The sequence below is a fragment of the Acetobacteraceae bacterium genome, assembly GCA_039613835.1.
Taxonomy (GTDB): Bacteria; Pseudomonadota; Alphaproteobacteria; order Acetobacterales; family Acetobacteraceae; genus Sorlinia.
In genome coordinates this window covers 1,032,608-1,057,715 of record CP154827.1, presented here as the reverse complement: position 1 = coordinate 1,057,715, position 25,108 = coordinate 1,032,608, and the positions used below count along the sequence as shown (strand labels likewise).

General features: G+C 56.5%; 21 protein-coding genes and 1 pseudogene. 19 read left to right on the top strand and 3 right to left on the bottom strand.

Annotated features, from left to right (window positions below; genetic code table 11):
- The first annotated feature begins 18 nt into the window (after positions 1-18).
- From AAYR33_05870 to glmM, 14 genes are all read left to right on the top strand, one after another.
- Entirely contained in the window at positions 19-768 is a 750-nt protein-coding gene (locus AAYR33_05870) for a YebC/PmpR family DNA-binding transcriptional regulator (GenBank protein ID XAO70618.1), read from the top strand.
- Entirely contained in the window at positions 769-1,275 is a 507-nt protein-coding gene (ruvC, locus tag AAYR33_05865) for a crossover junction endodeoxyribonuclease RuvC (GenBank protein XAO70617.1), read from the top strand.
- Positions 1,272-1,874, top strand: a complete 603-nt coding sequence (gene ruvA, locus AAYR33_05860) for a Holliday junction branch migration protein RuvA (GenBank protein ID XAO70616.1) — start codon at positions 1,272-1,274, stop codon at positions 1,872-1,874. Before ruvC ends, ruvA begins: the two co-directional genes overlap by 4 nt.
- The gene (gene ruvB, locus AAYR33_05855; GenBank protein ID XAO70615.1) at positions 1,871-2,932 is read left to right on the top strand and encodes a Holliday junction branch migration DNA helicase RuvB; all 1,062 of its coding nucleotides are present in this window, start codon (positions 1,871-1,873) and stop codon (positions 2,930-2,932) included. The genes ruvA and ruvB overlap by 4 nt, the downstream gene beginning before the upstream one ends.
- Entirely contained in the window at positions 2,922-3,341 is a 420-nt protein-coding gene (locus tag AAYR33_05850; GenBank protein XAO70614.1) for a YbgC/FadM family acyl-CoA thioesterase, read from the top strand. The genes ruvB and AAYR33_05850 overlap by 11 nt, the downstream gene beginning before the upstream one ends.
- Before the next feature lie 90 nt (positions 3,342-3,431).
- A complete protein-coding gene (tolQ, locus tag AAYR33_05845) occupies positions 3,432-4,148 on the top strand; it encodes a protein TolQ (GenBank protein ID XAO70613.1) in 717 nt (238 codons plus the stop codon).
- A gap of 3 nt (positions 4,149-4,151) precedes the next feature.
- Complete coding sequence (locus AAYR33_05840; GenBank protein ID XAO70612.1) at positions 4,152-4,586, top strand: biopolymer transporter ExbD; 435 nt, start codon at positions 4,152-4,154, stop codon at positions 4,584-4,586.
- A gap of 15 nt (positions 4,587-4,601) precedes the next feature.
- Entirely contained in the window at positions 4,602-5,585 is a 984-nt protein-coding gene (locus tag AAYR33_05835) for an energy transducer TonB (protein ID XAO70611.1), read from the top strand.
- Between the two features lie 34 nt (positions 5,586-5,619).
- Complete coding sequence (gene tolB, locus AAYR33_05830; protein ID XAO70610.1) at positions 5,620-6,981, top strand: Tol-Pal system beta propeller repeat protein TolB; 1,362 nt, start codon at positions 5,620-5,622, stop codon at positions 6,979-6,981.
- Positions 6,982-7,219: 238 nt separating this feature from the next.
- The gene (gene pal, locus AAYR33_05825; GenBank protein ID XAO70609.1) at positions 7,220-7,699 is read left to right on the top strand and encodes a peptidoglycan-associated lipoprotein Pal; all 480 of its coding nucleotides are present in this window, start codon (positions 7,220-7,222) and stop codon (positions 7,697-7,699) included.
- Positions 7,700-7,852: 153 nt separating this feature from the next.
- Complete coding sequence (locus AAYR33_05820) at positions 7,853-8,584, top strand: tetratricopeptide repeat protein (GenBank protein XAO70608.1); 732 nt, start codon at positions 7,853-7,855, stop codon at positions 8,582-8,584.
- Between the two features lie 8 nt (positions 8,585-8,592).
- On the top strand, positions 8,593-9,876 hold the full coding sequence (tilS, locus tag AAYR33_05815) for a tRNA lysidine(34) synthetase TilS (protein XAO70607.1): 1,284 nt from the start codon (positions 8,593-8,595) through the stop codon (positions 9,874-9,876).
- A 176-nt stretch (positions 9,877-10,052) separates the two neighbouring features.
- A complete protein-coding gene (ftsH, locus tag AAYR33_05810) occupies positions 10,053-11,975 on the top strand; it encodes an ATP-dependent zinc metalloprotease FtsH (protein ID XAO70606.1) in 1,923 nt (640 codons plus the stop codon).
- 84 nt (positions 11,976-12,059) lie between these two features.
- Positions 12,060-13,439, top strand: a complete 1,380-nt coding sequence (glmM, locus tag AAYR33_05805; GenBank protein ID XAO70605.1) for a phosphoglucosamine mutase — start codon at positions 12,060-12,062, stop codon at positions 13,437-13,439.
- Positions 13,440-13,543: 104 nt separating this feature from the next.
- Here the strand turns inward: glmM and AAYR33_05800 are convergent, their stop codons facing one another.
- The gene (locus tag AAYR33_05800) at positions 13,544-14,269 is read right to left on the bottom strand and encodes a response regulator transcription factor (GenBank protein XAO70604.1); all 726 of its coding nucleotides are present in this window, start codon (positions 14,267-14,269) and stop codon (positions 13,544-13,546) included.
- A gap of 384 nt (positions 14,270-14,653) precedes the next feature.
- Between AAYR33_05800 and AAYR33_05795 the strand changes: the two genes are divergently transcribed.
- Positions 14,654-15,046 (top strand): hypothetical protein, encoded by a 393-nt coding sequence (locus tag AAYR33_05795; protein ID XAO70603.1) that lies wholly within the window; start codon positions 14,654-14,656, stop codon positions 15,044-15,046.
- A gap of 57 nt (positions 15,047-15,103) precedes the next feature.
- Here AAYR33_05795 and hisC read toward each other — a convergent pair.
- Positions 15,104-16,173: pseudogene (gene hisC, locus AAYR33_05790) on the bottom strand (histidinol-phosphate transaminase).
- A 4-nt stretch (positions 16,174-16,177) separates the two neighbouring features.
- Positions 16,178-16,678 carry an ankyrin repeat domain-containing protein gene (locus tag AAYR33_05785; GenBank protein XAO70602.1) on the bottom strand — a complete coding sequence of 167 codons (501 nt, stop codon included), beginning with the start codon at positions 16,676-16,678 and terminating at the stop codon, positions 16,178-16,180.
- Positions 16,679-17,216: 538 nt separating this feature from the next.
- Here AAYR33_05785 and tkt point away from each other — a divergent pair.
- The 4 genes from tkt (at position 17,217) to zwf (ending at position 25,103) form a co-directional block, all read left to right on the top strand.
- A complete protein-coding gene (tkt, locus tag AAYR33_05780; protein ID XAO72406.1) occupies positions 17,217-19,337 on the top strand; it encodes a transketolase in 2,121 nt (706 codons plus the stop codon).
- Between the two features lie 135 nt (positions 19,338-19,472).
- A complete protein-coding gene (locus tag AAYR33_05775; GenBank protein XAO70601.1) occupies positions 19,473-22,340 on the top strand; it encodes a bifunctional transaldolase/phosoglucose isomerase in 2,868 nt (955 codons plus the stop codon).
- 80 nt (positions 22,341-22,420) lie between these two features.
- Entirely contained in the window at positions 22,421-23,416 is a 996-nt protein-coding gene (gnd, locus tag AAYR33_05770) for a phosphogluconate dehydrogenase (NAD(+)-dependent, decarboxylating) (protein XAO70600.1), read from the top strand.
- A 172-nt stretch (positions 23,417-23,588) separates the two neighbouring features.
- The gene (zwf, locus tag AAYR33_05765; protein XAO72405.1) at positions 23,589-25,103 is read left to right on the top strand and encodes a glucose-6-phosphate dehydrogenase; all 1,515 of its coding nucleotides are present in this window, start codon (positions 23,589-23,591) and stop codon (positions 25,101-25,103) included.
- Positions 25,104-25,108: the final 5 nt, after the last annotated feature.

Here is a 25,108-nt window from a genome sequence, read left to right as displayed (position 1 = left end):
CTTAGCCCGGGGGTAAGAATGGCCGGCCATTCACAATTCAAAAACATTATGCACCGCAAAGATGCGCAGGATGCGAAACGCGCCAAGCAATTCGCGAAAGTCCTGCGCGAAATTACCGTCGCGGTGCGCTCCGGGTCGCCGGACCCGACGGCCAATCTGCGTCTGCGTGCGGCCATGACGGCCGGGCGTGAAATCAACATGCCGAAGGATAATATCGAGCGGGCCATCAAAAAAGCCTCCGGGGCGGGGGTAGGGGATGATTACACCGAAGTCCGCTATGAGGGTTATGGCCCGGCGGGCGTCGCCATCATTGTGGAAGGTCTGACGGATAATCGTAACCGCACAGCGAGTGAAGTGCGCGCCGCTTTCTCAAAACATGGTGGCTCGCTCGGTGAGAGCAATTCCGTTTCCTTCATGTTCGCGCATGTCGGGATCATCAACTTCCCGACCGAAGTGGCAAGTGAGGAGGAGATGCTGGATGCTGCGATTGAAGCTGGCGCCGATAATCTCCTCCTGACGGAAGACGGGCATGAGATCACCTGCGCGATGGAGACCTTCTTTGCCGTGCGCGACGCGCTTGAAGCGCGTTTCGGGGAGCCGCAGGCCGCAAAGCTGGATTGGCGGCCGGAAAACAGCGTGGTGCTGAATGAGGAAACGGCGCGTTCTGTCCTTAAATTGATTGACGTGCTGGAAGATAATGACGATGTGCAGGCCGTTTACGCCAATTTTGACCTCCCTGACGACGTCGCGCGGGCCCTGGCTGCCTGAATGAAGCGGCTGATCGGCATTGACCCGGGTCTGCGCTTTACAGGTTGGGGCATTATCGATGTTGAGGGCAACCTTATGCGCCACGTGGCTTCCGGCGTGATTGGCAGTGACGGCGATGAGTCCGTGCCGCATCGCCTGTGTGAGCTCCATGGCGCTTTGACGGCTTTCATCAGAGAATTTACCCCCCAGGAAGCCGCAGTGGAGGAGACGTACGTCAATCGCAATGGCGCTTCCACCCTCAAACTTGGCTATGCGCGCGGCGTTGCACTTTTAGTGCCGGCCTATGAGGGGTTACTTGTGGCGGAATACGGTGCCAAGCAAGTCAAAAAATCTGTCGTGGGGACGGGTGCAGCCACGAAGGAACAGGTGACTCTCATGATCACGCGTCTCCTTCCCGGTGCCATCATAAAAAAAGCAGATGCGTCGGATGCGCTGGCCGTGGCCATCTGCCACGCCCATCATCGTGCAAGCCACGCCGCTTATGCCCGAGGAAGGCGCATGGCATGATCGGACGCCTCGTCGGACATGTCGTCGCAACGGAGCTTGATCACTGCCTGATTGACGTTAACGGCGTGGGGTATGTTGTCTCCGTATCCAGCCCAACCTTATCGCACTTGCCACCTTCATCCGAAAAGGCGACGCTGCTGATTGAGATGCATGTGCGTGAGGATGCGATCCAGCTCTTCGGTTTTGCTTCGCAGGGGGAGCGCGCCTGGTTCCGCACCTTGACGACGGTGCAGGGTGTGGGGTCGAAAGTCGCGCTCGCGATCCTTTCCGTCTGCCCGCCAGAGACCCTGCCGCTGATCATCGCCAGTGGCGACAAGGCCCAACTCGCCCGCGCGATGGGAGTCGGGCCGCGCCTGGCAAGCCGCATCATTTCCGAGCTTTCGGCAAAAACGGCGAGCCTGCCTGAATCCGCGTCGGTCGCTGGTCCGACAACGCCGGGCATATCCTCCTCTCTTGAGGGTGAGGCCATGACGGCTTTGGAAAGCCTCGGTTTCCGCCGGGTGGAAGTCTGGGATGTCCTGACTCGCATTATTAAAAGCCATGAAGGGGCGAATCTGGAGAAAATCCTGGGCCTGACGCTGAAAGAACTCGGACGATGAGCGCCCCAGCGGACCGTATCCTCGACCCTGAACGGAAAGAGGATGATTTTTCCGAGAGCACATTGCGGCCGCAAACGCTTGATGACTTTACGGGCCAGCGCGCCAGTTGCGAGAATCTTTCCGTCTTCATCCAGGCTGCCCGGGAGCGGGGCGATGCGCTGGACCACGTGCTTCTCCACGGTCCGCCAGGGTTAGGCAAAACCACCCTTGCCCAGATCGTCGCGCGGGAGTTGGGGGTTGGTTTCCGGGCAACATCCGGGCCGGTCATTCAACGGATCGGGGATCTCGCCGCTATTCTGACAAATCTCCAGCCGCGTGATGTGCTTTTCATTGATGAAATTCACCGCCTGCAGCCGGCCATTGAGGAAATCCTTTATCCCGCCATGGAGGATTATCAGCTCGATCTGATTATCGGTGAGGGGCCCGCGGCGAGATCCGTGCGGATTGACCTGCCACCTTTCACATTGGTCGCTGCCACAACGCGCGCCGGTTTGTTGGCTGCGCCCCTCCGAGATCGCTTCGGTATTCCGTTGCGGCTGATCTTTTATTCGCCTGAGGAATTGCGTGCGATCGTCAGTCGCGGTGCGGTGCGCCTCGGTGTCAATTTGACGGAAGACGGCGCCGCGGAAATTGCCCGTCGCTCACGCGGGACGCCGCGCATTGCCGGACGCCTGCTGCGCCGCGTGCGGGATTTCGCGGCTGTCGGGGCACCGCGAGACCGCGCTATCATGCGGGAGATGGCGGATGCGGCCCTCACGCGGCTGGAGGTCGACCCCATCGGGTTGGACGCGATGGACCGGCGTTATCTGATGCGGATTGCGACGTTCCATCATGGTGGGCCGGTCGGTATTGAAATACTTGCCGCAGCCTTGTCCGAGGCGCGCGACAGCCTTGAAGATGTTGTTGAGCCCTATTTGATTCAGGAGGGATTGATCATGCGCACCTCGCGGGGGCGCGTCCTGGGTGAACGGGGCTGGGCGCATCTGGGCCTGAAGCCGCCCAAAAATGCCGTGATGCAAAGTGACCTCCCGTTTGATGGATCCATCGATGCGCCATGAATTTTCCGTTCATATTTATTACGAAGATACGGACGCGGCAGGGATTGTCTATCACGCGCGCTATCTGCACTTCGCCGATCGTGCACGGACGGAGCTGTTGCGCCAGAATGGGATTTCCCTCCAGCAACTGGCGGAGGAGGAAGAACGTGTCTTTCTCGTGCGCAGCCTGACCGTCCATTACCGCAAGCCGATTTACCTTGATGATGAGATCATCGTCTACTCGGAAGAAATGGAAACTTCCATCTCGCGATCGATTATAAGGCAGGTGATTGAGCGCAAGGGCGAGGAATGTGCGCGTCTGGAAGTTGAGCTTGTCTGCCTTGATCGTGCCACGAACAGGCCCGGGCGTTTCCCGCCGCAGATTGTGTCAGCATTGGGTGCATACCGCGCGGCCCATCTCGATAGGTGACGCGGGCAGCAAATCATCGTAAAGAAAGCAAAATCAGGGCGCGAGTCCTGAGGTGTATACGGGGAGGCGGGCCTCCCCAGGGAGGTTGGATTGGATCGTACGGTAGATACAGCAAATCTGGGGGCGCAAGCGATCAACCTGTCCCCGTTGCACCTTTTCATGCACGCATCCATCGTCGTGCAGCTTGTCATTCTGGGGCTCGTTTTTTGCAGCGCCTTTGTCTGGGCCGTCATCATTGAAAAATATATGTCGGTCCGGCGCGTCAATCATGAAGCGGACGCTTTTGAGGAGCGCTTCTGGTCCGGCGGCAGTCTCGACGATATTTATGAAGCGGAAGGGGCGAAACCCTCCAACCCCATGGCCGCCGTTTTCGGCGCGGCGATGGGGGAATGGCGGCGCTCCGCCCAGATCAACGGTGCGGATATGAGCCGTGGTGGCGTGCGGGAACGTGTCGATCGCGCCATCACCATCACCGTCACGCGGGAGATGGATCGCCTTGGCAAGCGGCTGATCGCGCTGGCGACAATTGGCCCGGTCGCGCCTTTTATCGGCTTGTTCGGGACGATCTGGGGCATTATGCACGCTTTCGGGTCCATTGCCGCGCAGCATAATACCAACCTCGCCGTCGTCGCGCCGGGTATCTCCGAGGCCCTTTTCGCCACGGCGATCGGGCTCCTGACGGCCATTCCGGCTTATGTCGCGTATAACGTCACCAGCGGCGCTCTGGACCTTTTCGCGGAGCGTCTCAATTCCTTCGGGATTGAGTTTGCCGCGATCCTGTCCCGTCAGTCAGAAGAGCGGAGCTGAAAAATGGGCATGCCATCTGCCGGAGGGTCGCGGCGGGGGCGTCGCTTTCGTCCCAGTGCGGAAATCAACGTCACCCCGCTTGTCGATGTCATACTGGTGCTGCTTATCATCTTCATGGTGACAGCGCCGATGTTGACGAGCGGTATTAATGTCGACCTGCCGAAATCCAGCGCCGCGCTGCATAATGTCGATGTCAAACCCGTGAATGTCTCCGTCAAAGAGGATGGGACGATTTATCTGGATGACCATCCGGTAGCGGAGCAGGATCTCGTCGCGCTGTTGCGTGAGCGCGTGCATGATGACCAGCAGCAGCGCATCCATGTGCGGGGGGATCTGCGCCTGAGTTATGGCCAGGTGGCCCGTATCATGGCCATGATCGCGGGGGCCGGCTTCAAACGCATCGCGCTTGACACGCGGGAACAGCCGGCGGGTCAATAGGGGAAGGGGTCGAAATTGCACCGTCCTCTCTCTGCGGATACGCGGCGTTTCCGGCGTTCGGCTGTGGCGTCCGGGCTGCTGCATCTAGGCGTGATCCTCTGGATTCTCATCCACATACATGGATCCATCCCGCCGGAGCCACCCCCGCTTGATTCCGTCGATGTCACGCTTGATGTGGATGCGCCGCCCTCGATCCCGCATAAATCAGATCAACTTTCTAAAGAGAAGTCGCCTGCCCCTGCGCCAGTGACTGAGGATGCGCCGCCCTCGCCGAACGTGCCGAATGAGGAGCCACCGCCCGCCCCGCCACCGCCGCCACCCATCCCCCCCGCGGCGACGCGTGACGCGCAGACATTGCCTGAGCTCAAACCAATGGAAAAGCTCCCGGATGACGATGCGGAGCCGATCAAGACTGTCCCGACGCCGTCTTCACCGCCATCTGCAGCGCATCAGGTGGTGCCGCCACAGGCCTTGACCCGCAAGGACGTCGCGCCGCCCAAAATTTTTCAGCCATCACACATTACGCAGCCCAATGTGACGAAGAAAATGCAGACGGATTCCCATTCCCTGCTTTCAACACTTGATGCGTTCCGCGTTGATCAGAAGAAGACCCACCCGCCCAAGGCGCGTGCCAATCCGAAACAGGGTGGTGCCCCGAAAGGGGCCGACGCGCCGGAAGGGGATATCACAAGCGCGTTGACGCCCACGCAGCGTGGGGCCATCGGGCAGGGCGTGCGACGGTGCTATACGCAGGATACGGCCGCGCAGAATTACGCAAGTTTTTCCGCCGCGTTGGAAATCACCGTGGATGCGCAGGGCGTTGCGCGTCGCGCGGAATTATCCGCCGATACAATGCGGCGGGCGGAATCTGATCCCGTTTTTCAGGTTTTCGCTGAGCGCGCCCGCCAGGCTGTTCTGAGCCCGACATGTGCCAAACTGCGTCTGCCGCCGCAAATGCTCGGTGACGTGCATCGGTTAAAGTTCATTTTTAGGCCATAATCTTCGGCCAAGATCATTGATGGAGGAGCTTGATATGCGTGGCACTGATATGTTCATTAGTGATGACGAGGCTGAAAGCCTGCGCCAGTTCCTCCTTTCTCGTCGAACAGCTCTTGGCATAGGGGTGGCCGCGATCAGCCTCTCCGCCCTTTCACCCCGTTTCGGTTTTGCGCAGGGTTTGGGCCAGTCGGGCGCGGCCATCACGGTCGATCAGGCCCGCTCTGCCCCGATCTCCATTGGCATCCCGAGCTTCGGGCCCGGTCTGGGTGCGCAGATCAGCGAGGTCATTGCCGCAGATCTTGGAAATACGGGGCTTTTCAAGGTGCTGGCCTCGTCCCCCGGCGCACCTGACTTTGAGATGCTGAAAAGCCAGGGTGCGCGCGCAGCCGTCAGTGGCAATGTGTTGGGAAGCGGGGATGTGCAGGTTGAGATGCGCCTCTGGGACGTCCTCACCGGTGGGCAGATTCAGGGCACGCGTTATTCCGCCAATCGGGCGAACTGGCGCCGCATCGCACATATCATCGCTGACGTCATCTATGAGCGCCTGGTAGGTGAAAAAGGCTATTTCGACACGCGCATCGCTTATATTTCCCGCACGGGTCCGGGGCGTCAGCTGACGACGCGGCTGGCCATTATGGATCAGGACGGGGAAAATGCGCACATTCTGACCCAGGGACGATGGCTAACCCTCACACCGCGATTTGACCCGCGTCAGGATCGCCTCGCTTTTATGTCCTACGCCAATAACCGCCCGCGTGTGTATCTCTTCGACATCAAATCGGCGCAGCAGAGATTACTCGGAGAATTTCACGGTATCTCCTTTGCGCCCCGTTTCTCTCCCGATGGTCATCAGGTTGTGCTGTCCGCCACGCGGGCGGGCGGTTCTGATATATGGGTGGTTGATCTCGCTTCCGGCGCGAAACGGCAGATCACCAATTCATGCGCCATCGATACGAGCCCCTGCTTCAGCCCCGATGGCACGCAGATTGTCTTTAACTCGGACCGCGGCGGGTCGCCCCAGCTTTATATCATGAGCGCATCAGGCGGTAATGCACGGCGTATCTCCTATGGTCAGGGCAGTTATGGCTCCCCCGTCTGGTCGCCGCGCGGGGATGTGATTGCATTCAGCCGTATCGCCAATGGCAGTTTCTCTCTTGGGGTTATGGGGCCGGATGGTGAGGGTGAACGTATCCTGACAGAGGGCTTTACGGTCGAAAGTCCCACATTCTGCCCGAATGGGCGCGTGCTGGCCTATTGCCGTCAGACGCGGGCCGGACATCGCGGCGCAGGTTTTTCAACGATGATCGACACGATTGACATTACCGGTTTCCATGGTCGGACGATTCCGACGCGCACCGGTGCGTCTGACCCGGCCTGGTCACCTTATAACGGTTAAGATTTTCAAACATAATGCGGCCAATTTTCCAGAGAACCCGCCAATTACGTTATTAAGGTTTCTCAGGTGGTTCCATGGGAACTTGACCGCCTCCGGGAAGTTTGATTATGGAAGAATCGGACGCTTTATGTCCAAAAAACGCTGCGCGATGGGGTTTGAATTCATCCCTCATCCTAGTAGTCGATCCGTTTATCTGGTTCGGACCTGAAATCAGGCCGGCCTTTCAGGATGGCATATTATGAATTTCAAACTCTTAAGCTGTGTCGGTATCGCGCTTGCGTTGACCGCATGCTCCGGTAAGCCAAGCAATACCGGTTCCACTGATGGCAATGGCGCCGTCGCACAGGAAACGGGCGTGACGCCCGGCAGCGAAGCTGATCTCGTCGCCAATGTCGGGGACCGGGTTTATTTCGCGCTCAATCGCAATGAGCTTTCCAGCGATGCGCAGGCGACGCTTGATAAGCAGGCGGAATGGCTGGGGCGTTACCCGCAAGTCACCGTGCAACTCGCCGGAAATTGTGATGATCGCGGGACGGAGGAATATAATATTGCTCTCGGCCAGCGTCGTGCCAATGCCGCGCGGGATTACCTCGTGGCTAAGGGTGTGAGTGCGTCGCGCATCACCACGATCTCTTACGGCAAGGATCGTCCAACAGCGCAGGGAGATAATGAGGAAGCGTGGTCGCAGAACCGCAATTCAATCACCTCTGTTCAGTAAAAACGCGCCGACCGCAATCCAGGTGAAGGCTTTGGTTGCGGACGGGCTTTTTATCATTTAACGAATATAGTCGGCGCGGTCCCGAATCGGGTCGATTATAAACTTACCTGCAGGCTGGATTGATCCTCGCATCATACGGCGTGGAGAGACAAATTGCGACATCACAACGCTCATTGGCTGACCAGACTTTCCTGCATCACCTGGCTTGGCCTCGTGATCTTCCTTTCCGCGTCGCCGCTCAGCGCGCACGCGGAGGACGAGGGCGGGACGCGCGATCTCGTCGCGCAATTATTACAGCGCGTGGCCGCTCTGGAAGCGTCGCAACGGGAATTGCGTGGTGATGTTGACCAATTGAGCAATCAGGTTAAAACCCGGTCTAAGACGCTGAATAAAAAACTGGATGACGCGCAATTCAATGCAGGCGCGGGTTCAGGCATGGGGGCCAAAAATAGGGACACTGCCGCGGTATCTCAGGAAAAGAGAGAGAGTGCCAAAGCCGCTTCCCCCGCAGATCTCATCAAGCAAGGTAGAGCGGCGCTTTCAGCGCGCAATTTTGATGTCAGCCAGTCAAAAGCGCAGGTGGCCATCAAAGCGGCGCGTGATACGAAGACGAAAGTTGATGCGCGGTTTCTCCTTGCACAATCTCTTGCCGGGCAGAAAAATTACAAGGGTTCGGCTCTGGCTTATTTCGACGCGTATAAAGCCGCACCCCGCGCTGTTTCCGCACAGGAATCCCTCCTTGGTGTCTCGGCCTCCATGTTGGCTCTGGACCGACGTAACGATGCGTGCGAGGCTTTAGGGAAGTTGAAACATGATTTCCAAGATATGTCAGCGCGCATTCGCAAGGCCTATAATTCGTTTTTCCGACGGGCGCATTGCGGCTGAGTCAGTTTTTGCCGGTTCAAGAAGATGAATTTGCGGGGCTGATGTCGCCTTACGGGCCATTCCCTGCGGATAAGACACGTTACCGCGTTGCCGTCGCGGTTTCCGGCGGTGCAGATAGTCTTTGCCTCGGCATTCTGGCGCATCGCTGGCGCGCGAACAGCGTCGCCCTGATCGTCGATCATGGGTTACGCCCCGAGGCAGCGCAGGAAGCACAGGAAACGCAGCGAATTCTGACCTTTCACGGGAGGGAAGCCCATATTCTGAGCCTCACCCATCTGTCAAAAATGCGCGGCGTGCAGGCGCGCGCGCGCGCGGCGAGATATGACATTCTCACAGAATGGTGTCGTCAACATGGCGTGATGGATCTTCTAGTGGCGCATCACCGCCGCGATCAGGCCGAGACTTATTTTTTAAGAAAGGAAAAACAGAGCGGCGCGTCCGGCCTTGCCGGGATGGCGGCTGCCCGTTTCACACCTGACGTTCGGATCATCCGCCCGTTACGAGACATTCCGCCCCAGCGATTACGGGCAACCCTTGACGCAGAAGGCCTGGGATGGATTGAAGACCCGTCAAATCGCAACGCGCAGTTTCGTCGTGTTGCGATCCGGCAAAGCCTGTCAAAGCCGGATATTGACCTCGCTTCGACTGAGACGCGCCGACACGCCGCTTTACGTCAGGCGGCCGAAACGAGCCTGGCCGCTTATTGCGAGCAGCTCATTCCGCATCCGTTTGGCTTTGTCCGTATTGATGGGGAACTGCCACCGCCTGAAATATTGTCGCGTATTTGTCAGGCTGTTTCCGGTGCGGATTGGGCACCCTCCCAGCGACGGTTGGCGCAGCTCCGCACAGCTGTGCAGGACGCAACGTTGGGCGGCGTGTGGTTTTTTCAGCGTCGAAGTGCGGGCGTGACGCGGAGCTGGTGCCTCGTCCGGGAGCCTGATGCGGCCGCGCAGTTTATTGACATCAAATATGTTGCGCGGGCAGAGGGTCTCATCTGGGACCGTCGATGGCGCCTCCAGGGACGCCCCGTGCCGGGTTTCACCATCCGACGCCTCGGCGGGGCCGCGTCGCAATTCAAGACGCGGGACCTGCCCTCACGCTGTCTCATGGCACTGCCCGCCATCTGGCGCGGTGATCAACTTATCGCCGTCCCTCATTTCGGGTTCTGCAGGGATGCGACGGTGGCGCATCTTCGCTTTGTGGCGCGGCGCGGCGCACCCGTCACCGATGCTTCCTTATGGCGCGACACCTCGACCGAACTCTCATCTTTTAGCTGTCAAACAGGATGTTAATGGTTTGATCATGGGCTGAACCTGTTTTTTAACGACAAAGCGTCCTCAGGCGGGGTTGGTAACACGCGTGCTCATACTTATGTTATCTTCACTGAGTTGAGTTTCCCTCTCATCTGTTCGACAATCAGTCATGTGCGATCACGCCCGAGCCGGGCTGTATTTTGGTAGAGAATCTTATGAATAACCTAGGGCGTAGTCTTCTGGTCTGGATAGCGATCATCGTTGCGATCGTCATGGTCTTCGTCGCTTTCCAACCGCATAATGAGTACGCTGTGACGCAGCAGCTTGCCTATTCCGACTTCGTCCATGACGTCGACAAAGGTCAGGTCAGGTCCGTCACCATCCGGGATCAGGACATTACCGGCAAATTAAAGGATGGCGTTGCTTTCCAGACCTATGCGCCAATTGACCCGACCCTCGTCTCGCGATTGACGTCCAAAGGTGTTGAAGTCAATGCCAAGCCGCCTGAGCCTGAGGGAAGCCCGATTTTAAGGGCTATCGCAAACTACCTACCTATCATCCTGATGGTCGGTATCGTCATCCTGTTTCTCCGTCAAATGCAGATGGGGAATGGCAAGGCGATGAGCTTCGGACGCTCGCGCGCCAGATTGCTGAGTGAGAAGCAGGGGAAAGTCACTTTCAGTGACGTTGCCGGTATTGATGAGGCGAAAAGTGAGTTGGAGGAAATCGTCGATTTCCTGAAAGATCCGCAGAAATTCACGCGTCTCGGAGGTAAAATCCCGAAAGGCGCATTGCTTGTCGGGCCGCCAGGCACGGGTAAAACGCTGTTGGCGCGCGCCATTGCGGGCGAGGCCAATGTGCCGTTCTTCAGTATTTCCGGTTCTGACTTCGTGGAAATGTTCGTCGGTGTCGGCGCGTCCCGCGTGCGGGATATGTTTGAGCAGGGTAAAAAATCAGCGCCCTGTATCATCTTTATTGATGAGATCGACGCGGTCGGGCGTCATCGCGGTGCTGGGTTGGGCGGCGGAAATGATGAGCGGGAACAGACACTCAACCAGATGCTGGTGGAGATGGATGGTTTCGAAAGCAATGAGGGCGTGATCCTGATTGCCGCAACTAACCGGCCGGACGTGCTTGACCCGGCTTTGCTACGCCCGGGGCGTTTCGATCGTCAGGTGGTTGTGCCCAACCCGGATGTAACGGGTCGGGAGCGCATCCTGCGTGTTCATATGCGCAAGGTTTCTCTCGGTAATGATGTTGACCCACGTGTGATCGCCCGTGGCACGCCCGGTTTCTCCGGGGCGGACCTCGCCAATCTCGTCAATGAAGCGGCGCTGATGGCGGCGCGTCTTGGCAAGCGTTCCGTCAGTATGCGGGATATTGAGGCTGCGAAGGATAAGGTGTTAATGGGCGCGGAAAGGCGTTCCATGGTGATGAGTGAGGAGGACAGGCGTCTTACCGCTTATCATGAAGGCGGCCACGCCCTCTGCGCAATGCTGACGCCGGGTTGTGACCCGGTGCATAAAGTGACGATCATTCCGCGCGGGCGTGCTCTTGGCCTTGTCATGAGCCTACCCGAGGGAGATGCCTACTCAAAAACAAAAAGCAAATGTCTTGCTGAGCTGGTTCTGGCCATGGGCGGGCGCGCGGCGGAAGAGGTCATTTTCGGTAAGGAGAATATCTGTACCGGTGCCTCAAGTGACATCAAAATGGCCACCGATCAGGCCCGCCGCATGGTAACGGAATGGGGTATGAGCGAGAAGCTCGGCACGATTGCCTATGGTGATAATGGTCAGGAAGTGTTTCTCGGACACTCCGTCACGCAGAATAAACCCGTTTCAGAGGCGACAGCGCAGGAAATTGATCGGGAAGTGCGCGATATTGTGGATCACGCCTATCGACGCGCTCACAGTCTTTTGTTGGAACACATAGACGACCTGCATCGTTTGGCGGAAGTCCTGCTGGAATTTGAAACCCTGACAGGAGATGAAATCAGTCAACTCTTAAAGGGGAAACCTATTGAGCGAGCCGATGTTACGGATGACGGGCCGGAGAATCGACGGGCCTCCGTGCCGACCGTCAATACGGGTTGGGGGACGGGTCCCCTGACGGGCGCGGCGTCCCCGCAGCACGGATAAAGAGAGAGGGCTTCGGCCCTTTTTCTTTAAGTTTCAGTCAGGCCGCAGAGCCTGAGGTATTTTGTTTGTAACAAGGCAGTGTCAATGTCCAAAGCTTCGTCCACGCGCCGCCTCTTCGGTACAGATGGCATTCGGGGGCTTGCCAACCGTTTCCCCATGACAATCGATATCGCGCAAAAGCTTGGCCAGGCTACGGGGATATTTTTTCGCCGGGGTGATCACCGTCATCGTGTCGTTTTGGGTAAAGATACGCGCCTCTCCGGCTACATGCTTGAAAACGCTCTTGTCTCCGGTTTTCTTTCCGCCGGGATGGACGTCACTTTGGTGGGCCCTCTGCCGACCCCGGCCATCGCCATGCTCACGCGGTCGCTGCGGGCGGATCTGGGGGTTATGATTTCGGCCTCCCATAATCCTTTCGGGGATAATGGCATCAAATTATTCGGCCCGGACGGCTATAAATTGTCGGATGAGGATGAGGCCAAAATTGAGGCGCTCATGGCGCAGGATCTCTCGGATTATCTCGCGCTGCCCCAGGATGTTGGCCGAGCCTCGCGCCTCAATGACGCTGCCGGACGTTATATTGAAAGCGCGAAAGCGTCGCTTCCTAATCGATGTCGCCTGGACGGATTGAAGATCGTTCTCGACTGCGCAAATGGCGCGGCCTATCGGGTCGGCCCCATAGCATTGTGGGAATTGGGCGCGAATGTCGTTAAAATCGGCTGTTCACCCAACGGCACCAACATCAACCATCGCTGTGGCTCCACCGTGCCGCAAAGATTGCGTGAAGCCGTTTTGCAGGAGAGGGCAGATATTGGCATCGCGCTGGATGGGGATGCTGATCGCCTCATTATCATTGATGAAAGGGGTGAGACCGTCGATGGCGATCAGGTCCTTGCCTTGATTGCGTCCCATTGGCAGAGCGCGGGGCTTCTTCGGACCAATAATGTCGTCGCGACGGTGATGTCTAATCTCGGGCTGGAGCGTTTTCTTCAGGGGCAGGGGCTCGAATTGCACCGCACCGCGGTGGGTGACCGCTACGTTGTGGAGCGCATGCGGTCCTTAGGTAGTCAGATCGGCGGGGAACAATCGGGGCATATGGTTCTGTCCGATTACGGCACAACGGGAGACGGTCTTGTCGCCGCGCTTCAGGTGCTTGCTGTGCTTGTTGCAACGAAGAAGCCAGCGAGTGAAGCCTGCCGCATGTTTACGCCTTTTCCGCAAACGCTGCGTAGCATTCGTTTCAGCGAGGGAAATCCACTCCAGGCAGATTGCGTCATCGACGCGCAACGCCATGCGGAAAGTCAGTTGCAGGATCGCGGGCGTGTGTTATTGCGCGCCAGTGGCACGGAGCCGCTGATCCGCATCATGGTTGAAGCGGATGACGGGCAGCTTGTCGTAAACGTCGCGGATGCGCTCACGGAGGCTGTTGAGTCGGTCGCCAGATTATCGACACCGATAAAGTGAGCAAGGCCAAAAAAAGGGCACATATAAATTGACCCCGGAAGCGCCTCAATCTGAGAGACGCCTGCCGGGGCCGTGCGCTTTACCTTCGCAAATATCGCTGGGTCCTAGGCGTTGATGAGCGACGATGGTTGCGGGTTTATGACGCGGGAAACAGGTTGGAATTCCTCCATCAGCACGTAGCCGCGTCCCCAGACAGTGCCGATGAGATTACCAATACCGTGTTCCTGCAATTTGCGACGCAGCTTACAGATGAAGACGTCGATAATCTTCATCTCAGGCTCATCACGTCCGCCATAAAGATGATTCAGGAAAGCATCCTTGGTGAGGATCGTGCCGCGCCGAAGCACAAGAAGCTCTAAGATCGCGTATTCTTTACCTGTAAGCGGAATGGAGACGCCGGAAGCAAAAGCGCTCTTGGCGTTAAGGTCAATTGTCAGATTACCCAGGGTAATGACAGCCGTGCTGAAACCGCGCGACCGTCTTGCGACCGCATGGAGACGTGCGATCAATTCTTCATCATCATAAGGTCGTTCAATAAAATCATCCGCACCGGCATTGAATGTCGCAATCTTATCCCGGGCGGAACTGCCCTGCGACGTCACGATAATCGGCGTTTCAACGCGTGCGCGGCGGACACGGCGTATGACATCGCAACCGTCAAGGTCATCGATCGAGAGATCAATGATGGCGAGGTCATAATCATAATGTTGTAGCATTTCAATCGCGTCGAAACCGCTCCCCGCGTGGTCCACGGTAAACCCGCCTTGGTGAAAGGTTTTCAGCGCTGAAACACTCTCGCCACAATCATTTTCGACTAGAAGGAGGCGCATGTTTTCATTCTCCACATCTGATAAATTTTTATTACTACCTAGGGTTGATAAGGACAAGTCAATTACGCCTTCAATGTGAAAAATTTTTTCCCATTGCTAAGTAATAGTTAAGGAGAACGTAAATTTTCAAGGGAAACCATTGATTAACAACAAAAAATAGGCTGAAACTTTTACTAAACTTCAACTTAGTGTTGCAGAATGAGCACGTTACGCTAAGATTTGAAAGGGCGACAATATCAGCCCGTTTAGTTTAACTTAACGTTTTGGACGTTATAAAGGTCCGGATTAAGAAAGAAGTTTTTAAAAATAATCTTTTCGGATAACTTGCAGCGTCGGATAACGAAGCGGGAACATTGTTCAGCGAGGAATCGGGCTTAGGTGACGATGCATTCTATATATGACATGCCGTCGGAGGAGATCTCCCTCCGGCAGCTCAGCATCTTGCGAAAGAGCGAGCGCAATCTGGCGCGCTCAAATGCCCTGGCCACGTGTGAGCGGGAGGAAAGGCTCCGCTCTGAGCGCACGCGCGTTGAGCGTGCGATCTATGAGGAAGAATATGAAGTCCTCGCGCTTTCCATGGATGATGTTGAAGTTGAGCAATTTATGAGTTGGCTTCCGCAGGCACGCCGGGCTGTGTCAGAGGCGCGACGTCTCGAGGGGCGGGCGCGGATCGACATGCTTTACGCCCTCACAGCCTTGGAAACAGCTTCTGCCGCTATGGAGGAGGCGGATGTTGAGCGTCAGGTGACGCCTTCACGCCTCCCGCAATCTGTCTGATATTACAGGCGATCTCCTCCCACTTTACAGCCTGACTATCCCCAAACTAAGGACATTTCAATCGGTTTGGAGAAGACGGTCAAGGGCCGTCAGAAGGCGTTGATGCTGCGATTCTGAGCCAATGGTGATGCGGATCCAATCGGATATGCGCTGCGTCTCCATATGGCGCACCAGGATATTTTCTTTCCTCAGATGACGCGTCAATTCACCGGCGCGCATATTCGTGTGGCGCGCCGCGATGAAATTCGCTTGAGAGGGCAGGATCGTGAACCCCCGCGCCTCAAGCGCGCGGGTTCACGATCCTGCCGCAATTGCTTTATCTGGTGCATAGTCTCCTTCAGCCACGCCGTATCCTCAATGGTGGCAATGGCGCCGGACTGCGCGATGCGGGAGAGGGGGTAGGAGTTGAAGCTGTCCTTGACGCGGGTCAGTCCTTCAATCAGCTTCGGGTGCGCCAAGGCGAAGCCGACACGCAGCCCGGCAAGTCCCCGACTTTTGGACAAAGTCTGCACGACGATGAGGTTGGGATGATCGCTGACGAGGCGCGCGGCGCTCTCCGTCCCGAAATCGACATAGGCCTCATCAATCAGCACCACACAATCCCGCCTTGCACTGACAAGACGCTCAATCTCCCGGCGGGGGAGGGCAAGGCCGGTATTGGCATTCGGATTGGCGATGACAATCCCGCCAGCGGGCTGCTCAAGATAGTCATCGACGTTAATTGTGAAATCATCAGTCAGCGGGACATGTTGATAGGTCAGGTCGAATAAATGGCAATAAAAGGGATAAAAACCGTAAGTGACATCCGCGAAGAGGATGGGCCGATCCTCCTACATCAAGGCTCTAAAAGCATGGCCCAACACCTCATCCGACCCGTTTCCAATAAAAACATTCTCCGTTTCACACCCGTAAAGCCGGGCAATCGACTTCCTTAAAGCTGCGGCTGTCGGGTCAGGATAAAGGCGCAGATCATCGTCACATGCCGCGCGCAAGGCGTCACGTGCGGCAGGCGACGGCGGGAAGGGCAGCTCGTTCGTGTTGAGCTTGACCAAATCCGCTTCCTGACTCTGTTCTCCCGGAATATAAGGGTCCAATTGATGGACGAGGGGGCTCCAATAAGGGTTCATCACGTTACGTCCGATCCGTTTCGGAACGGAAATCCCGTTCATCTGTCCGGGTCAGTTCAGTCCGTGAATGGGCGAGGTCACGCGCGCAGACGCCGTCCACATCTTTAAGGTCGAGATCAGCGCCATGTTCGAGGAGAAGTTTGACGATATCATGGCGCTCAAACATCAAGGCGAACATTAAAGGTGTTCGGCCCAGATGGTTTTGATGGTCGATTTTCGCACCATGCTCAAGCAGCAGGCGCGCCACGCGCTCATGCCCCTTAAAGGCGATCCCGCTTAAGGCAGTCGCGCCTTTCCTGTCTTCAGCATCCACCTTGGCGCCATGATGCCGCAAAAGCACCGCCGCATCGTAACGGTTTTTATAAGTCGCAACGATCAACGCTGTGTGTCCGCGACTATCCGCCGCGTCGATCTCCATACCGGCATCGATAAATTGTTTGATGGTGTTCAGGTCACCCTCACGCGCAGCATCGAGAAATAGCGCGGCAATCTGCTCGTCAGTCAAGTGACCTTCAGAATCTTTTTCGCGCATTGCGCTGCCCTGTCCATCATGTTTCATCATCGTCGATTGCGGCGTAAACGATGCATCATTCAACCCCGCAATCACAACTTTTATGGGAAATCTTGCACCAATTTTCCTTACTACGAAGGTTTTTCCGGTACGGCCAGCCTTTAAAATGGCGTTTAATGCACTATATTTCGCTCTGAGCCGTCTCGACGGGGCAAAATCACAAAATGTTTATCTCGTGACGAAACCGTCATGAATGCTCCGGTTTAAGTGCAAAATCCACTTTTTATGCCGTAGGTTAGCGGCTGTGACGCGGGGCCTCTCTTAGAGAGCTGAGTGAAGATATGTTTTTTTAGGCCACGCTCTTGCGTTCCGGCCGAAGCGTCCTAAAACCCTATCTGAAAATTCTGTGCAAAATATGTGTGATTTTCTGTCGGGTTGGAGTCGCCATATCGCTGCGCTACAGCGTCGAGCCGATTGCTGTGTCCTGTCTGTCGGTTCAACGAGATGATGAGAAATTGGAGGTTAGTTTTTGATGCGTTCTTTAAGTAACCAAGTCGCGTACAACGCGCAGGCGGGCTCCGGCGGCGCCGGTTCAGGTGATATCGCGCAGCTGACGATCAACACCATCCGAACCCTCTCCATGGATGCCGTCCAGAAAGCCAATTCCGGCCATCCCGGCACGGCCATGGCACTCGCCCCGGCAATGTATGCCCTTTGGCAGCATGAACTCAAATACGACCCCCAGCAACCGCTTTGGCCTGCGCGGGACCGTTTTGTCCTGTCAATCGGCCATGCTTCCGTTCTGCTTTACTCAACCATCTTCCTGACCGGCATTCGTGATGTCGCGCATGGCAAGGTGGTTGATCGCCCGTCTCTGACCGTCAAGGATATTGAGCAGTTCCGTCAGCTCAATTCCAAAACGCCGGGCCATCCGGAATATCGCTTCACGTCAGGCGTTGAAACCACGACCGGTCCGCTGGGACAGGGCTGCGGTAATTCCGTCGGTATGGCGATTGCTGAGAAACACATTCAGGCGACGCACGGCCGTCCCGGCTTTGAGGATCTTTTCAGCCATTACGTCTATACGTTCTGCGGCGATGGCGATATGATGGAGGGTGTTGCCTCCGAAGCGGCGTCAACAGCCGGTCATCTTGGCCTTGGTAATCTGATCTGGCTTTATGACAGCAACCAGATCTCCATTGAAGGCTCGACGGAAATCACGTTTACGGAAGATGTAGGCAAACGCTTCGAGGGTTACAAATGGCATGTCCAGACTCTCAGCGACGCGAATGATGTCAACGCCATCCGCAAGGCGCTTGAGGCCGCGCGTCAAGTCAAGGATTGCCCCAGTCTGATCATCCTCAAGACGGTCATTGGTTACGGCGCCCCTAAAAAGGCGGGCACGGCGGCGGCCCACGGTGAGCCCCTCGGTGCGGAAGAAATTGCCGGTGCCAAAAAAGCCTATGGCTGGCCGTCAACGGAGCCTTTCTATGTGCCCGATGGCGTGCAGGACCATTTCAAGCAGGGTCTTGGCAAGCGCGGTGCAGAAGCCTACGCAGCCTGGACGAAGAAATTTGCTGAATATACGGCGAAATATCCGGATGAGGCTGAGCAGCTCAAGGCGATTTTTGAGCATCGTCTGCCGAAAGATTGGGATAAGGATCTCCCGAAATGGGAAGCGGATCCCAAGGGTGTTGCCTCACGCGCCAGCTCTGGTAAGGTCATCAACGCCATCGCGAAAAACGTGCCCTGGATGATCGGTGGTTCCGCCGATCTCTCCCCTTCCACCAAGACGAATCTGACATTTGATGGGGCAGGGAGCTTCCAGCCAGCGCAATGGAATGGCAGCTATGCGGGCCGCAACCTTCATTTCGGTGTGCGTGAACATGCGATGGGCGCCATCTGCAATGGTATCGCCCTTTCCGGCATCCGTCCTTATTGCTCAGGCTTCCTGATCTTCTCTGACTACATGAAGGCACCAATCCGTCTCTCCGCCATCATGGAGCTGCCGGTGATCTACATCTTCACCCATGACTCCATCGGTGTTGGTGAAGACGGTTCGACGCACCAGCCGATTGAGCAGCTCGCCCAGTTGCGCGCAACGCCGGGCCTGATGACGATCCGGCCTGCCGATGCCAATGAAGTGGACGCGGCCTGGCGCACGATCATGCCGCTGACGGAGAAGCCGGCCGTGCTAATCCTGAGCCGTCAGAACCTGCCGACGATTGATCGCAGCAAATATGCGCCTGCGGAAAATCTCTCGAAGGGTGCTTATGTCCTGGCATGTTGCGGGTCGAAACCGGATGTGATCCTGATGGCGTCCGGGTCGGAAGTGGGCCTGGTTGTTGAGGTCTATGAGAAGCTGATTGCGGAGGGCGTCAAGGTCCGCGTCGTCTCCTTCCCGTCATTCGACTTGTTTGAAGAGCAGGATCAGGCTTATAAAGACAGCGTATTACCTCCTGATGTTAAGGGACGTGTTGCTGTTGAGCAGGCGGCTGCTTTCGGGTGGGACCGGTATGCAGGGCTGGGTGGCGATATCATCGCCATGAACAGCTTTGGCGCTTCAGCCCCGCTCAGCGCGCTACTGACCAAATTTGGCTTCACGCCTGAAAAGGTTTACGAGGCTGCCCTCAAACAGTCTAAACGGAAGTAAGACTTTGCTTGGGCCTCGGCAGAAGACTGACGAGGCCCTCATTTTTTGTTACGCCTTGCATTGCGGTTCCGAAACTTGTTTCGCTGCGGTGGAACCGTGGATGCCAAGGTGATGGTATGATGAGAGGAGGACGTCATGGGCGTCGAACAAAAGCCTAACGCGGGGAAAGTCGCAAATGTATTGCGAGGGATGGCGGATTTTGGCCAATCCCCGTGGCTTGATTTCATCCAGCGTTCGTTCACCGCAGACGGCAGCTTGAAAAAACTCGTTGACGAAGATGGACTTAAGGGTGTCACGTCGAACCCTGCAATTTTTGAAAAAGCGATGGGCTACGGCTCAGATTATGACGCGCAGATCAAGGAATTGCTTGCTGACGAGATTCTCTCCCCCGGAGAGCTCTATGAGAAACTCGCCATCACGGATATTCGCGCGACAGCCGACGTGATGCATCCGGTTTTCGAAGCGACCAAGGGCCGTGATGGTTATGTCAGCCTCGAAGTATCGCCTTACCTTGCATTTGAGACGGACGCGACCGCTGGCGAAGCCCGCCGCCTATGGCGTGAGGTCGGGTGCGAAAATCTGATGATCAAAATCCCCGGCACGCGTGAGGGCGTCCCTGCTTTTCAGCAGGTGACGTCGGAAGGGATCAGCGTCAATGTCACGCTGCTCTTCTCCTTCGCCGCCTATAAGGATGTGCTGGAAGCCTATCTTAAAGGGTTGGAAACCTGTCGTGCGCGCGGTGAGTCGATTGATAAGATCGCCAGCGTTGCGTCCTTCTTCGTCAGCCGTATTGACGGCAAAATTGACGCTGAGATTGATCGTCGCGTCAAGGAAGGCGATAAAGATGCCGAGGCCCTCAAGGCGCTGCGCGGCAAAGTGGCAATCGCCAATGCGAAAATGGCATATCAGCATTATCTTGAGGTCATCAAATCACCGCGCTGGCAGAAGCTTGCCGCGGCGGGGGCGCAGCCTCAGCGTTTGCTCTGGGCGTCGACAGGCACGAAAGACAAAGCTTATTCTGACGTGCTTTACGTTGATGAACTGATTGGCAAGGAAACGGTCAATACCATTCCGCCCGCCACATTTGACGCTTTCCGTGACCATGGCAAACTGCGCGCGAGCCTCACGGAAGATGTCGATGCTGCTCGCCATGTGATGGATGAGCAGAAGCGTCTCGGCCTGAACCTTGATGCGGTGACGGAAACACTCGTGACGGAAGGCTGTGCCTCTTTCTGTGACGCTTTCGATAAGCTGCTCGGCGCTGTTGCGCAGAAGCAGAAGGCGATGCTCGGTAACAAGGTGTTGAAACAATCCGTTCAACTTCCTGAAGCGCTGAAAAAAGATGTCACGGAAATCACCGAAGACTGGCGTAAAGCAGGCAAGCTTCGCAAGCTGTGGGCGCGTGATCCGTCTGTCTGGACGGGCGGTGAGGAAGCAAAATGGCTCAAATGGCTCGATATTGTTGAGGAGCGTCTTGCGCACGCAGTAGAGCTTGAAGCTTTCGCGCATGATGTGCGGGCACGGGGCTTCACCGATGTGCTTCTCCTCGGTATGGGCGGGTCAAGCCTCGGGCCGGAAGTGATCGCCGAGACATTTGGCCGTCACGCCAATTTCCCGAAACTGCATGTCCTCGATAGTACGGACCCGCAGCAGATCAAAGCGTTTGAAAACGCGGTTGATCTCAAGAAAACATTGTTCATCGTGTCCTCCAAATCCGGTGGGACGCTGGAGCCGAATATCCTGAAAGCCTATTTCTTCGCCGCGGCGGAGAAGGCTCTCGGCAAGGCACCTAGCGCACATTTCGTCGCGGTGACCGATCCGGGCTCCCACATGGAGGAAGTCGCGAAGAAAGATCTTTTCTGGAAGATCTTCTATGGCGAAAAGCAGATTGGGGGGCGTTTCTCCGTTCTCTCGAATTTCGGGCTGGTTCCGGCGGCGGCGAGTGGGCTTGATGTCAACGCCTTCTTGCGTTCAGCCCTCCATGCTGTTAAATCCGCCGCTGCGAGCAACCCGCCAGTGCAAAATGAGGCCTTCCAGCTTGGCGCCATCCTTGGTGCCGCGGCAACGCGTCACAAGCAGGATAAAGTCACGATTATAGCCTCACCGGAGATTTATGATCTTGGTGCCTGGCTGGAGCAGCTCATCGCCGAGTCAACGGGCAAGAAGGGCACGGGTCTCGTGCCGATTGATGATGAGATGCTTGGTGGCCCCGATGTTTACGGGAAGGATCGCGTCTTCGCCTATCTCCGCTTAAGCGATAGGGCTTCGGCGGCGCAGGATAAGGCGATCAAGGCGCTTACTGAGGCGGGTCACCCCGTCATCACCATCGACCTCGCGGATAAAATGGCGGTCGCGCAGGCTTTCTTCCATTGGGAGTTTGCAACGGCAGTCGCGAGCTCCGTGCTCGGTATTGACCCGTTTGACCAACCGGATGTTGAATTCAGCAAGGTTGAGACGAAGAAGCTCACGAACGCTTTCAATGAAACGGGCAAATTGCCGGATGAGACAGCTTTCGCGAAAGATGGCGCTTTTGCCTTCTATGCGGATGCGTTCAACGCCAAAGCTTTGGCGGGTCACGATGTGGGGACGATCCTCAAGGCCTTCTTCGGTCGGGTCAAAGCAGGCGATTATATCGGCTTGCTTGCCTATATCGCGCGTGATAAAAAGACACGGGCCTGGATTCAGGATGTGCGGCTGACGCTGCGTGATCACCTTAAAGTGGCGACGGCTGCCGAGTTTGGCCCCCGCTTCCTGCATTCGACGGGGCAGGCTTATAAAGGCGGCCCGGATAGCGGTGTCTTCCTGCAGATCACGGCTGAAGATCACGCTGATCTTCCCGTGCCGGGTGAAAAATTCACTTTCGGTGTCGTCAAGGCAGCGCAGGCACGCGGTGATTTCAACGTGCTGTCCGAACGCGGCCGCCGTGCCTTGCGTATCCACATAAGTGGGCCGCTGGAGGCCGGTCTGAAGGCGCTCGCGGAGGCGATCAGCAAAGCGTTGTAATGTGAATGCGGCCCGACCTCCATCGGGCCGTTTCTCCAAAGAGAAATCACGTTTTCGTAACGTGTTGAAGGTTTAAGAGAATGCAAATTGGTATAATTGGTCTGGGCCGGATGGGTGGCAATATCGCGGTGCGTCTGACGCGCCACGGCCATGACGTCGTCCTTTATGATCGTAATCAGGCAGCCGTGTCCCGCACGGCGGAGCGGGCGGAATCCGGCCGTGGCAAGCCGGCGAGCAGCGTATCGGATGTCGTCAGCAAATTGACGGCAGCGCGTAAAATCGTCTGGGTGATGCTTCCTGCCGGTGACATTACCGAAGCCTGCGTGCAGGAGCTTCATGGGCTGCTCGGCAAGGACGACATCATTATTGATGGCGGCAACTCCTATTACAAAGACGATATGCGCCGTGCGAAGCAGCTGGCCGAAAAGGGCATTCACTACGTCGATGTCGGCACGTCCGGCGGCGTTTGGGGCCTTGAGCGCGGTTACTGCATGATGTACGGCGGCACGAAGGACTCAACGGATCATATCGACCTCATCCTGAAGGCCCTGGCGCCGGGTAAAGGCGATGTTGTGCCCACAACGGGGCGTGACCGTGACGGCCTCGACCCACGCGCTGAGGAAGGGTATCTGCATTGCGGTCCCGCAGGTTCCGGCCATTTCGTCAAGATGGTGCATAACGGCATTGAGTACGGCATGATGCAGGCTTTCGCAGAGGGCTTCGACATTATGCAGTCCAAGAGCTCCGACGTTCTGCCGGAAGACCAGCGCTTCGACCTCAATATGGCGGATATTGCTGAAGTGTGGCGTCGTGGCAGTGTCGTCTCCTCATGGCTGCTTGACCTGACGGCTGACGCTCTGGCGAAAAACGGCTCTTTGTCGGAATTTTCCGGTGAAGTTGCTGATTCTGGTGAGGGGCGCTGGACGATTGAGGCCGCGATTGAGGAATCCGTTCCCGCGCCCGTGATCACGGCGTCGCTTTTCACTCGGTTCCGCTCACGCTCCGGCAATAATTTTGCCGAGAAAGTTTTATCGGCCATGCGCTTCGGTTTCGGTGGTCACGTCGAGAAGAAGTAAGCATTTTACGGGGGCGGCGAGATGCCGCCCTCCCATTCCGAAAACTTCTGCCTTCGCTGCGTTTTTCGATTAGATAGATTTTTATAAGGGTAAGTTGCGCAGGCGGCGTAAATTGTCGCAGGTGGGGCTTAAAGGGCTGGTTATGAACGACGTTTTGACGAGCGACCGTGAGATGCTGTCGCCAACACAGTCATTGCGCAGACTGCACAAGGCGCCTCCCGGCGTCATGGTCATTTTTGGCGGTGGCGGTGATCTCACCAAACGTCTCCTCATCCCGGCCATCTATAATCTCGATTGTGCCGATTTATTGAGTGACGAATTCTCGGTTATCGTCGTCGATTGGGTTGAAATGACGTCAGAAACGCTTCTGGCACAATTTCGGAAATCGATCGATGATTTCGTCAGTAAACGTGGTTCCAGCGCTGCCAAACTGAAGGAGGAGAACTGGGATCGCATCACGGGAAATATCCAGTATATTCGTGGATCGTTTGAAGAAGAGAGCACTTATATCCGCCTTAAAGAGGCCCTGGGTGAGCGGAGTGCTGTATTTTACTTAGCTGTTGCGGCGCGTTTCTTTGGCTCTGTTGTTGACCTTATCGGCTCAACCGGCCTCGCGCAAGAGACTGAAAATTGCTCTCGCCGCGTTATTATCGAAAAACCCTTCGGCTCTGACCTGAATTCAGCGAAAGAGCTGAATGCGCGCCTGCTGCGCTCACTCGGTGAAACGCAGATTTACCGTATTGATCATTATCTTGGTAAAGAGACGGTGCAAAACATCCTCGCCCTTCGCTTTTCGAACGGCTTTTTTGAGCCGCTCTGGAATCGCAATAATATTGACCATATCCAGATCACCGCGGCAGAGACGGTGGGGGTTGAGCGACGGGGACGCTTTTATGAAAGCACAGGTGCCATACGGGATATGGTGCCTAATCACCTGATGCAGCTCCTTTCGATGGTGGCGATGGAAGCGCCGACTTCTTTCGATGCCGAAGCCGTCCGGAATGAAAAATCGAAAGTCCTGAGCGCGATCCAGCCTGTCACGCGTGAAAATGCCGTGCGCGGCCAATATGTCAGTGGCTCCTTCAAGAATGGTGACCATGCGGAGGCGCTGCGTGGCTATCGGGGTGAGCCCGATGTTTCCATGGGGAGCGAGACGGAAACCTACGTCGCCATGAAGCTGCGGATCGATAATTGGCGTTGGGCCGGTGTTCCATTCTATATCCGCACGGGGAAGCGCCTGCGCTGCCGCAAAACTGAAATTGCCATCCATTTCAAGCAGGCGCCATACGCACTTTTCCGCGATACGCCGGTTGATAAATTGACGCCCAATATCATGGTGCTGCACATCCAACCGACGGAAGGGGTAACGATGCAGTTTTCTGCCAAAGTCCCCGGCCCCTCCGTTCGGCTTGGCGGCGTGCGCATGAAGTTTGATTACTCGGATTGGTTTCAGGAAGGGCCCAGCACGGGTTATGAGACATTGATCTATGATTGCCTGATCGGTGACCAGACATTGTTTCAACGTGCGGACTCGATTGAAGAGGGATGGCGCATCGTGCAGCCTGTGCTCAGCCAGCAAAGTGCAGAGCAGCCACCCTTATGTTTTTATGCGGCAGGTCTCGATGGCCCGCGTGAGGCCGATGAGTTGCTTTCAAGCAGTCGCCGCAAATGGCTACCGCTTAAATAGCTTGT

Excerpts from the sequence above, each read along its gene's own strand:
- AAYR33_05870 (XAO70618.1), top strand. The coding sequence starts at position 19 with ATGGCCGGCCATTCACAATTCAAAAACATTATGCACCGCAAAGATGCG.
- ruvC (XAO70617.1), top strand. The coding sequence starts at position 769 with ATGAAGCGGCTGATCGGCATTGACCCGGGTCTGCGCTTTACAGGTTGG.
- ruvA (XAO70616.1), top strand. The coding sequence starts at position 1,272 with ATGATCGGACGCCTCGTCGGACATGTCGTCGCAACGGAGCTTGATCAC.
- ruvB (XAO70615.1), top strand. The coding sequence starts at position 1,871 with ATGAGCGCCCCAGCGGACCGTATCCTCGACCCTGAACGGAAAGAGGAT.
- AAYR33_05850 (XAO70614.1), top strand. The coding sequence starts at position 2,922 with ATGCGCCATGAATTTTCCGTTCATATTTATTACGAAGATACGGACGCG.
- AAYR33_05840 (XAO70612.1), top strand. The coding sequence starts at position 4,152 with ATGGGCATGCCATCTGCCGGAGGGTCGCGGCGGGGGCGTCGCTTTCGT.
- tolB (XAO70610.1), top strand. The coding sequence starts at position 5,620 with ATGCGTGGCACTGATATGTTCATTAGTGATGACGAGGCTGAAAGCCTG.
- pal (XAO70609.1), top strand. The coding sequence starts at position 7,220 with ATGAATTTCAAACTCTTAAGCTGTGTCGGTATCGCGCTTGCGTTGACC.
- ftsH (XAO70606.1), top strand. The coding sequence starts at position 10,053 with ATGAATAACCTAGGGCGTAGTCTTCTGGTCTGGATAGCGATCATCGTT.
- glmM (XAO70605.1), top strand. The coding sequence starts at position 12,060 with ATGTCCAAAGCTTCGTCCACGCGCCGCCTCTTCGGTACAGATGGCATT.
- AAYR33_05800 (XAO70604.1), bottom strand. The coding sequence starts at position 14,269 with ATGCGCCTCCTTCTAGTCGAAAATGATTGTGGCGAGAGTGTTTCAGCG.
- AAYR33_05795 (XAO70603.1), top strand. The coding sequence starts at position 14,654 with ATGCATTCTATATATGACATGCCGTCGGAGGAGATCTCCCTCCGGCAG.
- tkt (XAO72406.1), top strand. The coding sequence starts at position 17,217 with ATGCGTTCTTTAAGTAACCAAGTCGCGTACAACGCGCAGGCGGGCTCC.
- AAYR33_05775 (XAO70601.1), top strand. The coding sequence starts at position 19,473 with ATGGGCGTCGAACAAAAGCCTAACGCGGGGAAAGTCGCAAATGTATTG.
- gnd (XAO70600.1), top strand. The coding sequence starts at position 22,421 with ATGCAAATTGGTATAATTGGTCTGGGCCGGATGGGTGGCAATATCGCG.
- zwf (XAO72405.1), top strand. The coding sequence starts at position 23,589 with ATGCTGTCGCCAACACAGTCATTGCGCAGACTGCACAAGGCGCCTCCC.